We start from the raw sequence: 14244 nt of genomic DNA, 5'->3' as shown, positions 1-14244 counted from the left end.
ACCGGACTTGATCCATGGCCAAGATGACGACGGCGGAATTCCGCGGCTACCAGCAAATCTGCAATCGCGACGGCATGATGATGGTCATCGCCTGCGACCAGCGCGGCGGCATGCGCCAGCTTCTGGCCACCGATCCCGCCGAGCAGGCGAAGATCGGCGAGGACATCCTCGGCGACACCAAGTGCGACATCGCCGCCTATCTCGCAAGCGAGGCTTCCGCCGTGCTGCTCGATCCCGTCTGCGCGGTGCCGCGGGTGGTCGATGACGGCGTGCTCGCCCGCGATGTCGGCCTGATCATCGGCCTCGATGCCTCCGGCTTCGACGTCGCCGGGCCGGGCTACCGCCTCTCGCGCCTGGTGCCGGGCATCGATGCCCGCCGCGTGCGCGCGCTCGGCGGCACCGGCGGCAAGATCATGGTCTATCTGCGCCCCGACGCCCCCGACGAGGCGAACGCCCACAACATCGCGATCCTGAAGAGCTGCATCGAGGACTTCGCCCGCGAGGACCTGCTGCTCGTCGTCGAGTTCCTGACCTACCGCCTCGATGGCGAAAGCGCCGAGGACTATGCCGCCGCGGTGCCGAACCTCGTGATCGAGGGCACCCGCATCTCGCTGGAATGCGGCGCCAAGGTCCTGAAGATCCCCTATCCGGGCACGGCCGAGGCCTGCGCGGCCATCACGCGGCTGTCCGGCGAGGTGCCGTGGGCGGTGCTGTCGGCCGGCGTCGACCACGCCACCTTCCTCGGCCAGGTGGAAACCGCGATGGCGAACGGCGCCTCGGGCGTGATCGCCGGCCGCGCGCTTTGGAAGGACTGCATCTCGCTCGACCGCGCCGTGACGCGGGAGCGGCTGGCGGCCGTGGCCGTGCCGCGCCTGCGGGAAATCCAGGCTGTTCTGGAACGCTATCGCCGCGAGAACGCCAAAGCTGCATAAGAAAAGGCCGCATCAGAAAAGGCTTGGTCACACAAAGGCTGCGTGACGGCGTCCGGGCCGGCGGCAACGACCGCCGGTCGGCGACGGGTGAGGAAACCATGGCAAGACGGGCGAATCACGGCCGGCTGGGCGGGCGCCTCGACGCCGATGCCGGGCCGGACGAAGCGGCCGCGATCGGGGTCGACATCGGCGGTACCAACCTGCGTGCCGCGCGGATTTCGAGCCGCGGCGAGATTCTGGAGCGGCTTTCCGAGCGCATCGTGCGCGATGCCGACACGGTGGTCGAGCGCATCGCGTCGCTCGTCTCCCGGCTGGATCGGCCGGGCGTGCGCGCCATCGGCATCGGCGTGCCCGGGCGGGTCGATGCCGGCCGGCGGCAGGTGCTGTCCGGCGGCTATCTCGACCTCTCCGGCGCGGCGCTGGCCGAGCGCATCGATGCCGCGTCCGGCAAGCCGGTCGTCATCGACAACGACTGCAACATGGCCCTGATCGGTGAGATCGCGGTAGGCGCGGGCGTCGGTCGCGAGAACGTCGTCATGTTCACCATCGGCACCGGCATCGGCGGGGCGGCCGTGGAGGAGGGCCGTGTCGTGCGCGGCCGGCGCTCCGCCGGCCAGCTCGGCCACATCACGGTCAACTTCGCCGGCGAGCCCTGCGCCTGCGGCCGCCACGGCTGCGTGGAGACCACCAGTTCCGGCACCGCGCTCGGCCGCGCCGTCGCCGCCGCCGGATTGCCGGCCGGCACCGACGCCGACGGCCTGTTCGCGCTCGCCGCCAGCGGCAATGCCGTCGCCGCGGGCGTGCTGGAGCGTTGGGCGGCGCCGCTGCGCGCTGCCATCGACAGCATGGTGGCAACCTTCGATCCCGATCTCGTGCTGCTCGGCGGCGGGCTCGGCCACGCCGCCTATCGCGCCGTCTCCGCCCTGCCGCCGCCGTCGGAGTGGTATCGCTGCCCGGTCGAACCGGCGGCGCTCGGCGACGATGCGGGCGTGATCGGCGCCGGCGTGTCGGCGCTGGTCGAAACCTATTCCAGCACGCTGAAGCGCGCTTCCCGGCCCGGGCACGCGACGCTCGATGCCGAAACGCCGCTCAGCTAGGATGCCGGCATGAAGCGAGCCGTCCTCGTCAACGGCGTGCCGGCCTGCGGCAAGAGCACCGTCGCCCGAGCCATCTCGGCGCGGACGGGCTGGTTCCTGCTGACGCTCGACACCGTCAAGGAACCGTTCTTCGACCATCTCGGCCTCGGTGACCGCGAGTTCAACCGTGCGCTCGGCCGCGCCAGCTATCAGGCGATCTGGTCGCTGGTGCGCGATGCGCCTGACGGCACCGACGTGATCGTCGATGCCTGGTTCGGCTTCCAGCCCAAGTCCGTGCTCGAAGGCCACCTCGCACGGGCAGGGGTCGAGCGGACGGCGGAAATCTGGTGCCACGCCCCGCCGGAGGTGCTGGCGGAGCGCTATTCCGCGCGCCTCGACGAGCGGCATCCGGGCCATCCCGGAGCGGCGTTCGTGCCGGAACTGATCGAACTCGCCCGCCGCGCCGCGCCGGTCGACCGCGGGCCGAGATTCGATCTCGACACCACTCTGCCGACCGATATCGATGCGGTGATGGCCTTCATCCGCCGCACCTTCGCGGATTGAGAGGCGGCGGATTTCCGGGCGGCGGCCGATTCCCTTCGGTGCCGAAAGGCTCTAGACCATATCCCGTCCGGATCGCGGCGATCCGGACGACAAGGTCATGTTCCATCTCCTGAATCCGGGGCTGTTTTCCCGATCGGATACCTCCCTCCGATCGGACCACGCGCCGGGTTCACGGGAAGCAGCCACCTGGACACCCTTCCGATGACGATCCTGTTCTGCGCCACCGGCTGGTCGAACGAGCTGTGGAGCGATGCGCTCGCCCGCTATCTGCCCGGCCGCGATATCAGCATCCACGGCCGCGATGCCTACGATCCCGCGTCGGTGCGCCATGCGCTCGTCTGGCGCCAGCCGCACGGGCTGTTCCGGCCGATGACCCATCTCGAACACGTCTTCGTGCTCGGCGCCGGGGTCGACAAGGTCATGTCCGATCCCGACCTGCCGCCGTGCCCGATCGCGCGGGTGGTCGATCCCGATCTCACCATGCGCATGACGGAGTGGGTGACCCTCCAGGTGCTCGCCCATCACAGGCGCTTCCGCACCCATCTCGCCCAGCAGGCGGAGCGGCGCTGGCATCAGGCCCAGCAGTGGCCGGCGTCCGCCGTACGCGTCGGCATCATGGGCTTCGGCCATCTCGGCCGCGATGCCGCCGAGGTGCTGGCGCGGCTCGGCTTCCGCGTCGCGGGCTGGAGCCGCACGGCGCATTCCGTGCCGGGCGTCGAGACCTTTTCCGGCGCCGCCGGGCTCGCTCCCTTCCTCGCCCGCACCGACATCCTCGTCGTGCTGCTGCCGCTGACGCCGGACACCACCGGCGTCCTCGACCGCGACCTCTTCGTCGGCCTCGCCCGGGACGGGGTGTTCGGCGGCCCGATCCTGATCAATGCCGGCCGCGGCGGCCTGCAGGTCGAAGGCGACATCATCGCCGCCCTCGACGATGGCACCCTTGCCGCCGCGACCCTCGACGTGTTCGAGACCGAGCCGCTGCCGGCCTCGAGCCCGCTCTGGGCGCACCCGAAGATCACCATCACCCCGCACAACGCCGCCGACAGCGACGCCGACACCATCTCGCGGCTGGTGGCCCGGCAGATCGAGCGCGTGGAAGCGGGCCTGCCGGCCGACCATCTGGTGGACCGCACGCTCGGCTACTGACAAGGGGCGGCTACTGACGAGGGGGGCATCGCGCGGCTTTACAACCGGGCGCCTTGCGGCGCACCCTGATGCCGCCCGTCCTCCACCGGGCTTCGCCGTCCCGCCAGACTGCCCGGAACACGCCCATGACCGATGCCTCCTATCCCCGCGATCTCCTCGGCTACGGCCGCAATCCGCCTCATGCCGACTGGCCGGGCGGCGCGCGGATCGCGGTGCAGTTCGTGCTGAACTACGAGGAAGGCGGCGAGAACTGCATTCTCCACGGCGACGCCGCCTCGGAGGCGTTCCTGTCGGAGATCGTCGGCGCGCAGCCCTGGCCGGGGCAACGCCACATGAACATGGAATCGATCTACGAATACGGCTCCCGCGCCGGCTTCTGGCGGCTGTGGCGGCTGTTCACCGGCCGCAATGTGCCGGTCACCGTCTACGGCGTCGCGACCGCGATGGCGCGCAATCCCGACGCGGTCGCCGCCATGAAGGAAGCGGACTGGGAGATCGCCTCCCACGGACTGAAGTGGATCGAGTACAAGGACTTCACCGAGGAGGAGGAACGCCGCCACATGGCGGAGGCGATCCGGATCCACACCGAGGTGACGGGCGAGCGGCCGCTCGGGTGGTACACCGGACGCGCCTCGATCCATTCGACCGCGCTCGCGGCGGAGGAGGGCGGCTTCCTCTATTCCTCCGACGCCTATGCCGACGATCTGCCCTACTGGATCGAGGGACCGAAGGGGCCGCACCTCATCATCCCCTACACGCTCGATTCCAACGACATGCGCTTCGCCACGCCCCAGGGCTTCAACACCGGCGACCATTTCTTCCACTATCTGCGCGATGCGTTCGACACGCTCTATGCCGAGGGCGGCAGCGCGCCGAAGATGCTGAATATCGGCCTGCACTGCCGGCTGGTCGGCCGTCCGGGCCGCATCGCCGGCCTCGCCCGCTTCCTCGATTACGTGCTCGGTCACGAGAAGGTGTGGGTCGCCCGGCGCATCGACATCGCGCGCCACTGGCGCGAGCGCCATCCGCCGGCCTGATGGAGCGGGCCGCCATGCCGTTCGCTGCCATGCTGTCGCCCGCCATGTCGCTTTCCACCGCGATGTCCGGCCTTCGCCGTCGTCGGCACGGGCGCCGCGGTCTCGCGCTCTGGCTGGTGCTGGCACTGGGCGTGGGCCTCGGCTGCCTTATCACCCCGGCCGCCGCGCAGGACGGCGACGATGCCGGCGCGCCTGAAGGCAGCGCCGATGCGACCGCGCCCGATGCGCCGCCGGTGCTTGCTCCGCTGTCCTGGCCGCTGCCGCCGACGGCGCTCGCCGTCGAGCCGGCGAAGCGGCTGTTCGGCGCCGCGCCGGCGCCCGCCATGGGCAAGCGGGAGGCGATCGGCTTCTATTCCAACGGCTGCCTTTCCGGCGGGCTGCCGATGGCTTCCAACGGGCCGGGCTGGCAGCGCGTGCGCCTCGACCGGAACCGGCATTGGGGAACGGCGGCGCTGATCCATTATCTGCGCCGGCTTGCCGGCGATTCGCGCCGGCTCGGCCGCAACGGCATCCTGATCGGCGACCTGTCGCAGCCCCGCGGCGGTCCGATGCTGACCGGCCACGCCAGCCACCAGACCGGCCTCGACGTCGATATCTGGTACGACGACATGCCGGCGACCCGGCTGACGAAGGAGATGCGGGAAACCATTCCCGCGACGTCGCTGCTGAAGCCCGGCACGCGCGACCTCGACGAGACCAAGGCGACCGATTCCCTCGCGCGGCTGCTGCGCCGCGCGGCATCCGATCCGACCGTCGAGCGGGTGTTCGTCAACCCGGCGGTGAAGCGCTGGCTCTGCCGCTGGCCCTATGCCGGGATAGGCGAGGAGCGGAAGTGGCTGCGCAAGATCCGTCCCTACTGGGGCCACGACGATCACTTCCACGTCCGCCTCGCCTGTCCGCCGGGCATGGCGTCGTGCCATGCGCAGGCCCCCCCGCCGCCGGGCGACGGCTGCGGCGGCCAGCTTGACTGGTGGGCCACCGACGAGCCGTGGGATCCGGCGAAGCAGGAGCCGCCGAAACCGCCGCTGCTGCTCGCCGACATGCCCGCCGCGTGCCGGGCGCTGGTGGAGCCGTGACGGCGCGCGGGGCCTGCCGTGCCGCGGCGCCGATTCGGGCACCCTCTTGCGCTTGCGGCGGATGGGCCACACTGTCGCCCAAATTCTGCTGCCTGCCTTTGGGGCGGCGAAGCGGAAAACACCCCTCTGCGAACCGCCCCGGCCGATCTCCGGCGTGAAACGCGCCGATGCGGCCGGAGTGTCAACCTTTCGGTAAGGCTTCGGGAGTTTTATCCTGAATGAGCGCTGCCGTCCCGCGGCGGCCGATTCCATTACAGGCTCTCGATTTCGATCCCGACATCCAGCGGCAGGAGACGATGCAGGTACGCAGGCTGATCACCACGGCTCTCGTCGGCGCCCTTGTCGGCCCCTTCATGATCGGTGCGCCGCTCACGTCGGTGGCAATGGCCCAGACCGCGCCGGCGAAGGAGCCGACGCTCCTGAAGCAGAACAACGATTGGTATGCCTTCAGCCACGGCACGGGCAACGCCAAGGTCTGCTTCGCCATGACGGTTCCCAAGGCGAGCACCCCGGCGGGCCTGAACCACGGCGATGTGCGCTTCTTCGTGACGAGCCGCCCGGCGGCCAATGTGCGGATGGAGCCGTCGATCCGCGTGGGCTACAATTTCCAAGAGAACTCCAAGGCCACCGTCGACATCGACGGCCAGAAGTTCACCCTGTTCACCAAGGGCGACGGCGCCTGGGTGGAGAACGCTTCCGCCGAGCCGCAGCTCATCGCCGCCATGAAGAAGGGCAAGTCGATGAAGGTCGCGGCCACGTCCGGCCGCGGCAACGCCACCGGCTACACCTTCTCGCTGAGCGGCATCACCGCCACGCTCAACGACATCCAGAAGGCCTGTCCCTGATCGGGGATCGCGGTCCGGCCCCTCGCGGGGTCTGACCGCCGCCGCATTGCAGCCGGCGCAGCCCCGCCCGGCGAACAGCGGGCTCGATTCCCGCCGCGCGGCAGGTTAGAATATCGCTGAATTGCCCTTGAGAGGGGTGCGCCCGGCCGGCGCGCCCCTTTGCCGTTTGAGACATGGTTCCCGCCAAGGCCGCGCCCAAGGGGCGCGCGTCGTGCGCAGCCTGACCGAAGCGGGCCTCAGCAGGGGCGCCACCCAATCGAGGATGACCACCCATGGCGATCGCTCTCGACATCGCGCGCCTGAACCCGAACGCCCCGCCGGTCGCCGCCACCGGTGCCGCCGTCGCCGCCATGCCGGACGAGGACCCGCGCCTGCCGCTGATCGGCCTGACGCGCGAGCAACTCGGCGCCGCGCTGCTGGAAGCCGGCATTCCGCCGCGCCAGGTCAACATGCGCGAGAACCAGATCTGGCAGTGGCTTTATCACCGCGGCGTCACCTCTTTCGACGCGATGACCAACATCGCCAAGGACCTGCGCGCCCAGCTCGCCGAGCGCTTCACCCTGGCGCGGCCCGAGATCGTCGCCGAGCAGGTCTCGAGCGACGGCACCCGCAAGTGGCTGATGCGGTTTCCGGCGCGCGGCGCCGGCAAGCCCGTCGAGGTCGAGACCGTCTACATTCCCGAGGAAGGCCGCGGCACGCTGTGCGTCTCCAGCCAGGTCGGCTGCACGCTCACCTGCTCGTTCTGCCACACCGGCACGCAGACGCTGGTGCGCAATCTGACCGCCGAGGAGATCGTAGCCCAGATCCTCGTCGCCCGCGACCGGCTCGGCGATCATCCGGGCGGCGCGGCGCCGGAAGGCGCGGCGATCCCCACCGAGGGCCGCGCGGTGTCCAACATCGTGATGATGGGCATGGGCGAGCCGCTCTACAATTTCGACAACGTCAAGGCGGCGCTCACCGTGGTGGCCGATGGCGAGGGCGTCGCGGTCTCGCGCCGCCGGATCACGCTGTCGACCTCCGGCGTGGTGCCGATGATCGAGCGCGCGGGCGCCGAGATCGGGGTGATGCTGGCGATCTCGCTCCATGCCGTGCGCGACGACCTGCGCGACGAACTGGTGCCGCTGAACCGCAAGTACCCCATCGCCGAGCTGTTGGAGGCCTGCCGCAACTATCCGGGCGTCTCCAACGCCCGGCGCATCACCTTCGAATATGTGATGCTGAAGGGCGTGAACGACAGCCCGGCCGATGCCAAGGCGCTGGTGAAGCTGCTGCGCGGCATCCCGGCCAAGATCAACCTCATTCCGTTCAATCCCTGGCCGGGCTCGCCCTACGAGTGCTCGGACTGGGAGACGATCGAGACCTTCTCCGACATCGTCAACCGCGCCGGCTATGCCTCGCCGATCCGCACGCCCCGCGGTCGCGACATCCTGGCGGCCTGCGGCCAGCTGAAGTCCGAGACCCAGCGGATGCGGGCGCGCGAGCGGATGGCGCTCGGCGCCATGGTGGCGGGCACCGGCGAGTGAACGACCTGCTGCAGCCGTTCTGGCACGTCACCCAGATCGTCGCGGGCTATATCCTGGCGGTGGTGGCGGCGGCGCTCGTGCTCGTCGGCGGCTTCCACGCCGCGCCGGTGGTCACCTACGGCCTGTCGCCCGAGGCGGGGACCGTCGCGGCGGCGGTGATCCTGTCCACCTTCATCGGCGGTTTCGCGTTCGTGCCGGCGCTGGTCGCGATCGCCATCGGCGAGGTCGCGCGCTGGCGCGGCCCGATCTACTGGGTGGTGGCGGGCGGCGCGATCGCGTTCATCGCGCGCGCCCTCGGCTACGCCCCGCGCTTCCCGGAACCACCCACCATCGAGGCCTCGGCCGGCGCCGCGCGGGATGCCCTGCTGCAGGCCGCGCTCGGCGCCGCCCGCCCGGTCGAACTCGCGCTTGCGGCCTTGCCCGGCGGCGGGCTCGGCAAGGGAGAGGCGGCGATCCTCGCCGCGGGCTTCGCCGGCGGGCTGGTCTACTGGCTGGTCGCCGGCCGCCGGGCTGGCGCGTGGTCGGCGGCGCGATCGTAAGGCTCGATCCGGTTCGATCTTAAGCCTCTCAGCGGGCTCTGCCCGCTGCCCGCGCGGCGGTCGCCAGCGCCAGCAGTGTCTCGGCAGCGATTTCGTAGCCGAGCGCCGGCTTAAGCCGAGACTGCACGACGGCATCCTCAATCCGCGTCGCCGCCGCCGCGAGGCGCGGCGAGGGCCACAGCGACAGCACCCGCGCCACCGTCGCCTTGCGCTTGAAGAACACCGGCGGAACCATGCGGTCGACGGCCTGGGCCGGCGGCGTGCCGGCATCGACCAAAAGCCGGCCGCGGGCGATGGTCTGAATCTGGCGCAGCGCCGCCGTCAGCAGGGCGGAGGGATGCGTGCCGGCGGCGCGAATGCGCCCCATCTCGCGGTCGAACGAAGCGACATCGCCGGTCAGCGCCGCGTCGATGGCATCGTCCAGCGCGAAGGCGCCGGTGTCGCCCACCACCGCCCTCACGTCCGAAAGCTCGATCCGGCCACGGCCATGGGCATAGAGGCAGAGCTTGGCGACTTCGGAGCGGGTGAGCCGCCGGTCTGAACCGAGCAGCAGGTGCAGGGCCTGGCGCGCGTCCTCGTCGACCGTCAGTCCGGCGGCCCGCGCCTCTTCCGAGATCACCTTGTCGAGATCGGCCGCCGCATCGGCATAGCAGGGCACGGCGAGCGCCGAGCGGTGGTCTTCCACGCGCTTGCGCAGTCCGGTGCCCTTCTTGAGATCGCCGGCCTCGATGACGATGACGGCATCGGCCGGCGGATCGTCGAGCAGCGGCTTCACCGCCGCCTCGATGGAGCGGCTGCCGGCATCGCGGACCCAGACGGTGCGCCGGCCGCCGAACAGCGCCAGCGTCCGCGCCTCGTCGTCGAGCCGCGCGGGGTCCGAGGCGACCTCGGAGCCGTCGAGCCTGACGGTCGAGAACGGGTCGTCCACGCCGCCGCTCGCCGCCGCCACCAGAGCGGCGGCACGCTCGGCCACGAGGCCCTGATCCGGGCCGTAGATCAGGATCACACCGGAAAGGCGCTTCGGATCGGCGATCAGCCGGTCGATGTCGTTGCCCTTCAGAGCGACCATGCGCTGCCTTCCGACCGTCACCGAGAGCATTTCAGATCGGAAAGCGCTCTAGCTTCCCTGGCGACCGGGCGCGAGGGCGCTGGACGGCACCGGCTCCACCGGCGTGGGCGCAACTGGCAGCGGCACCGGGGTCGCCCCCGCGCCGCCGGGATGGGTGGCGAAGAAGGCCGCGAGCCGGACGCGCAGATCGTTGGCGACCACCTTGGCCGCGCGGTCCTCGGCGTCCTGCTTGGCGCGCAGGTTGGCGAAGCGCTGGCTCGAATAATCGAACGAGGCATCCGCCGTGCTGACGCCGGTCAGAAGCGTCTGACGGTTGTCGTTGCGGTAGAGCTGGAAGTTCGCCGTCAGCGTCAGGATGTAGGAGGCCGGCACCTGGGACATCACCTGCACCGCGACCGAAGACTGGATCGTGGTGACGATGATGCGCAGGGTATAGACCGGCTTCGCCGGCTCGCCGCCGCCGGTGAACTGGTAGATCAGCTCGTTGCGCAGCACCTGGTCGAGCCGGGCGGTGGTGACGGGGATCGAGATCTTCCTGAGATCGTCCATCACGGTCACGCCGCCCGGGCCGGCGCCGATCTCGGCATAGAGCGGCCGCACCTGGCAGCCGCCGAGCGCGAGCGCGGCGCCGACGAGGCCGAGCAGCGCCGTGCGCCGGCTGACGCCGCCGGGAAGCGCGTCGGGACGGTCGGGATCGATCGGCCCGTCAGGGCCCATGGGGTCAGCCGACGACATTGACGATCCTTTGCGGAACCACGATCACCTTCTTGGCGGGCCGTCCTTCCAGATAGCGGGTGACGTCCTCGAGCGCCAGCACCGCCTTCTCGATCTCCGCCGCCGGCGCGTCGCGGTCGACGGCGATCTCGCCGCGGCGCTTGCCGTTCACCTGGATCGGCAGCACGACGGTGTTCTCCACGATCAGCGCCGGATCGAACACCGGCCACGGCTCCAGCGCGACCAGGCGGTCGTGCCCCAGCGCGTTCCAGCATTCCTCGGCGAGATGCGGCATCATCGGCGCGATCAGCCGCACGAGGATTTCCAGCCCCTCGCGCAGCGCCGCCCCGGTGCCGTCCGTCTGGGCGGCCTTGGCGAGCACGTTGACGAGTTCGTAGAGCCGCGCCACCGCGCGGTTGAAGGCGAGGCTCTCGATATCCGTCTCGACCGCCGCCAGGGTGCGGTGCGCCGCCTTGCGGATCTCCGCGCCCGCGGCGCCGGAGGCCGCCGGATCGGTGCCGGCCGGCGGCAGGTCCGCCGCGTTCTCGGTCACGAGCCGCCAGACGCGCTGCACGAAGCGGTGGGCGCCCTGCACGCCGTCCTCGGTCCAGATCACGTCGCGCTCGGGCGGGGAATCCGACAGGACGAACCAGCGTGCGGTGTCGGCGCCCCAGCTCGTGATGATGTCGGACGGGTCGACGACGTTCTTCTTCGACTTCGACATCTTCTCGATGGAGCCGATCTCGATCGGCACCCCGGTGGTGGCGTGCACCGCGCGGCGCCCGCCGTCCTCCTCGAGGATGATCACCTCCGAGGGCGAGATCCACATGCCCTCGGCGTCCTTGTAGGTCTCGTGGACCACCATGCCCTGGGTGAACAGGCCGGCGAACGGCTCGTCGATGCCGATGTGGCCGGTCCTGTGCATCGCGCGCACGAAGAAGCGCGAATAGAGCAGGTGCAGGATCGCGTGCTCGATGCCGCCGATATATTGGTCGACCGGCAGCCACGCATCGGCCGCCGCCGGGTCGGTCGGGGTATCGGCGTCGGGCGCGGTGAAGCGGACGAAGTACCAGGACGAATCGACGAAGGTGTCCATGGTGTCGGTTTCGCGCCGCGCCGGAGCGCTGCAGCACGGGCAGGCGACGTGCTTCCACGTCGGATGCCGGTCGAGCGGGTTGCCGGGGCTGTCGAATTCGACATCGTCCGGCAGCTTCACCGGCAGGTCCGCCTTCGGTACCGGCACGACGCCGCACGCCTCGCAGTGGATCACCGGGATCGGGCAGCCCCAGTAGCGCTGGCGCGAGATGCCCCAGTCGCGCAGGCGATAGTTCACCTGCCGCGCGCCCTGCGGCGCGCCGTCGAGCTCGGTCGCCTCCAGCCGGGCGGCCACGGCCTCCTTGGCTTCGGCGACCGTTAGGCCGTCGAGGAAGCCGGAATTGAACAGGCGGCCGTCGCCGACGAGCGCCTCGGTGCCGACCGTCACCTCCCCGGTTTCACCCTCGGCACGGACCACCGGCAGCACCGGCAGGCCGTATTTGCGGGCGAAGTCGAGGTCGCGCTGGTCGTGGGCCGGGCAGCCGAAGATGGCGCCGGTGCCGTACTCCATCAGGATGAAGTTCGCGACATAGACCGGCAGCGTCCGACCCGGGATGAACGGGTGGGCGACCTTGAGGCCGGTGTCCCAGCCCTTCTTCTCGGCGGTCTCGATGGCGGCGGTGCTGGTGCCCATCTTGCGGCACTCGGCCAGGAACTCGGCCAGCGCCGGGTCGTTCTCGGCCGCGGCCTTCGCCACCGGATGGTCGGCCGACAGCCCGAGGAAGCTCGCACCGAACAGCGTGTCCGGCCGGGTGGTGAAGACCTCGACGCTGCGCGAGCCGTCCGGCGCGGCGCCACCCTCGAAGGCGAAGCGCACGCGCAGGCCCTCGGAGCGGCCGATCCAGTTCTTCTGCATCAGCCGCACTTTCTCCGGCCAGCGGTCGAGCCGGTCGAGGGCGGTCAGCAGGTCCTCGGAGAAGTCGGTGATGCGCAGGAACCACTGGGTCAGCTCGCGCTGCTCGACGAGCGCGCCCGAGCGCCAGCCGCGGCCGTCGATCACCTGCTCGTTGGCGAGCACGGTCATGTCGACCGGATCCCAGTTCACCTTGGAGGTGCGGCGATAGGCGAGGTTCGCGTCCAGGAAGTCCAGGAACAGCGCCTGCTGGCGCTGATAATAGGCCACGTCGCAGGTCGCGAACTCACGCGACCAGTCGAGCGACAGCCCCATGGACTGGAGCTGGCCGCGCATGGTGGCGATGTTCTCGTAGGTCCACGCCTTCGGATGGACCTTGTTCTGCATCGCGGCGTTTTCGGCCGGCATGCCGAACGCATCCCAGCCCATCGGATGGAGCACGTTGAAGCCGCGGGCGCGCTTGTAGCGCGCCACCACGTCGCCCATGGTGTAGTTGCGCACGTGGCCCATGTGGATGCGCCCGGAAGGATACGGGAACATCTCCAGCACGTAATAGTGCGGCCGCGGGTCGCCGTTCTTCGTGTTGAAAACGGCCTGGTCGGCCCAAGCGGCCTGCCAGCGGCGTTCGGCTTCGCGGGCGTTGTAGCGCTCCGTCGTCATGTCGGCATCGGTCCGGGTCGGCGCGGAGGCCCGCCGGCGGGGGTGCCGGAACGGGATCGCGGGTGGCATCATCGGCGTGCGGCACCGCAAACCGGGAGGGCGGGCGGCGGCGCGTGGCGGAACCGCGGTCTGCGGGCCGGGTGGGCGGACGTCCACGGATGACATCCGGCCGCGCGGCTCGCGACCGCAACGATCAGGTCTGCAAGCGGCGGCCCGGGATGCGGACGCGCTTCGGCCAGGCGGAAGCCTGCCAAAGCGCCTTGCGGCCCGGAAGCATCTTGCATCGGAGGCGGACTGTCACCAGAAATCCCCCCGCGGGTCAACTCGCGCGCACTGTGCCGCGGCACGGCGCGCGCCCCATCGCGGCCGGACACCCCGCCCAGGAGCCTGAAACGACCATGACGGATCTCGAAAACGCCCCTTCCTTCGCCGGCGAAGCGGCGGCGCGGCTCGACGACATCCGCCGGCGCATCGCGCGCGCCGAACGCACGGCCGGGCGGCCGGAAGGGTCGGTGACGCTGATCGCGGTCTCCAAGACCTTCCCTGCCGAGGCTGTCGAGCCGCTGATCGCCGCCGGCCAGCGGGTTTACGGCGAGAACCGGGTGCAGGAGGCGAAAGCGAAGTTCCCGGCGCTGAAGGCGGCGCATCCGGACCTCGAACTTCACCTGATCGGACCGCTGCAATCCAACAAGGCCCGCGAGGCGGTGGCGCTGTTCGACGCGATCCATACCATCGACCGCGAGAAGATCGCGGCGGCCGTCGCCGAGGAGGCGGCGCGGGCGGGCCGGATGCCGCGGCTGTTCGTTCAGGTCAACACCGGCGAGGAGCCGCAGAAGGCCGGCATCGCCCCCCGTGAGGCGGTCGCCTTCGTCGCCCGCTGCCGCGAGACGTTCGGCCTCGCCATCGCCGGGCTGATGGCGATCCCCCCGGCCGACGAACCGCCGGGGCCGCATTTCGCGCTGCTGCGCAAGCTTTCGGAGGAAGCCGGCGCGCCGCTTCTTTCCATCGGCATGTCGGCCGATTTCGAGACGGCCATCAACTTTGGCGCCACCCATGTGCGCGTCGGCAGCGCGCTGTTCGGCGGGCGGTCCTATCCGCCCGCCGGGGCCTGATGC

The 14244-nt window shown here is 70.5% G+C and carries 12 protein-coding genes and 1 pseudogene; 10 read left to right on the top strand and 3 right to left on the bottom strand.

Annotation, left to right across the window (positions count from 1 at the left end):
• The first annotated feature begins 14 nt into the window (after positions 1-14).
• The 9 genes and pseudogenes from BUF17_RS08730 (at position 15) to BUF17_RS08695 (ending at position 8738) form a co-directional block, all read left to right on the top strand.
• Positions 15-932: a tagatose-bisphosphate aldolase gene (locus tag BUF17_RS08730; RefSeq protein WP_073627667.1), complete on the top strand. Its 918-nt coding sequence runs from the start codon at positions 15-17 to the stop codon at positions 930-932.
• Between the two features lie 98 nt (positions 933-1030).
• Positions 1031-2029 (top strand): ROK family protein, encoded by a 999-nt coding sequence (locus BUF17_RS23440; protein ID WP_342185875.1) that lies wholly within the window; start codon positions 1031-1033, stop codon positions 2027-2029.
• 9 nt (positions 2030-2038) lie between these two features.
• A complete protein-coding gene (locus tag BUF17_RS23435; protein ID WP_342185874.1) occupies positions 2039-2572 on the top strand; it encodes a P-loop nucleotide/nucleoside kinase family protein in 534 nt (177 codons plus the stop codon).
• A gap of 201 nt (positions 2573-2773) precedes the next feature.
• Complete coding sequence (locus tag BUF17_RS08720; RefSeq protein WP_073627665.1) at positions 2774-3718, top strand: 2-hydroxyacid dehydrogenase; 945 nt, start codon at positions 2774-2776, stop codon at positions 3716-3718.
• Positions 3719-3843: 125 nt separating this feature from the next.
• Positions 3844-4752: pseudogene (gene puuE / locus BUF17_RS08715) on the top strand (allantoinase PuuE); the annotation flags it as partial.
• Positions 4753-4769: 17 nt separating this feature from the next.
• Positions 4770-5831 carry a penicillin-insensitive murein endopeptidase gene (gene mepA / locus BUF17_RS08710; RefSeq protein WP_175563659.1) on the top strand — a complete coding sequence of 354 codons (1062 nt, stop codon included), beginning with the start codon at positions 4770-4772 and terminating at the stop codon, positions 5829-5831.
• 218 nt (positions 5832-6049) lie between these two features.
• Positions 6050-6676 (top strand): invasion associated locus B family protein, encoded by a 627-nt coding sequence (locus BUF17_RS08705; RefSeq protein ID WP_342185871.1) that lies wholly within the window; start codon positions 6050-6052, stop codon positions 6674-6676.
• Positions 6677-7026: 350 nt separating this feature from the next.
• Positions 7027-8199: a dual-specificity RNA methyltransferase RlmN gene (gene rlmN / locus BUF17_RS08700; RefSeq protein WP_073628239.1), complete on the top strand. Its 1173-nt coding sequence runs from the start codon at positions 7027-7029 to the stop codon at positions 8197-8199.
• On the top strand, positions 8196-8738 hold the full coding sequence (locus BUF17_RS08695) for a hypothetical protein (RefSeq protein ID WP_073627659.1): 543 nt from the start codon (positions 8196-8198) through the stop codon (positions 8736-8738). The genes rlmN and BUF17_RS08695 overlap by 4 nt, the downstream gene beginning before the upstream one ends.
• A 28-nt stretch (positions 8739-8766) precedes the next feature.
• Here the strand turns inward: BUF17_RS08695 and holA are convergent, their stop codons facing one another.
• From holA to leuS, 3 genes are read right to left on the bottom strand one after another with little or no spacing between them, the layout of a single operon-like run.
• Positions 8767-9807: a DNA polymerase III subunit delta gene (holA, locus tag BUF17_RS08690; protein ID WP_073628237.1), complete on the bottom strand. Its 1041-nt coding sequence runs from the start codon at positions 9805-9807 to the stop codon at positions 8767-8769.
• 48 nt (positions 9808-9855) lie between these two features.
• On the bottom strand, positions 9856-10524 hold the full coding sequence (lptE, locus tag BUF17_RS08685) for an LPS assembly lipoprotein LptE (protein ID WP_073627657.1): 669 nt from the start codon (positions 10522-10524) through the stop codon (positions 9856-9858).
• A 4-nt stretch (positions 10525-10528) separates the two neighbouring features.
• The gene (leuS, locus tag BUF17_RS08680) at positions 10529-13129 is read right to left on the bottom strand and encodes a leucine--tRNA ligase (RefSeq protein WP_073627655.1); all 2601 of its coding nucleotides are present in this window, start codon (positions 13127-13129) and stop codon (positions 10529-10531) included.
• A 398-nt stretch (positions 13130-13527) separates the two neighbouring features.
• Here leuS and BUF17_RS08675 point away from each other — a divergent pair, with 398 nt between their 5' ends.
• Positions 13528-14241, top strand: a complete 714-nt coding sequence (locus tag BUF17_RS08675) for a YggS family pyridoxal phosphate-dependent enzyme (RefSeq protein WP_073627653.1) — start codon at positions 13528-13530, stop codon at positions 14239-14241.
• Positions 14242-14244: the final 3 nt, after the last annotated feature.

Origin of the sequence: Pseudoxanthobacter soli DSM 19599, assembly GCF_900148505.1 — a bacterium.
Lineage (GTDB): Bacteria > Pseudomonadota > Alphaproteobacteria > Rhizobiales > Segnochrobactraceae > Pseudoxanthobacter > Pseudoxanthobacter soli.
Note: the sequence above shows the minus strand (reverse complement) of the source record. Positions and strands in the feature narration are given on the sequence as shown.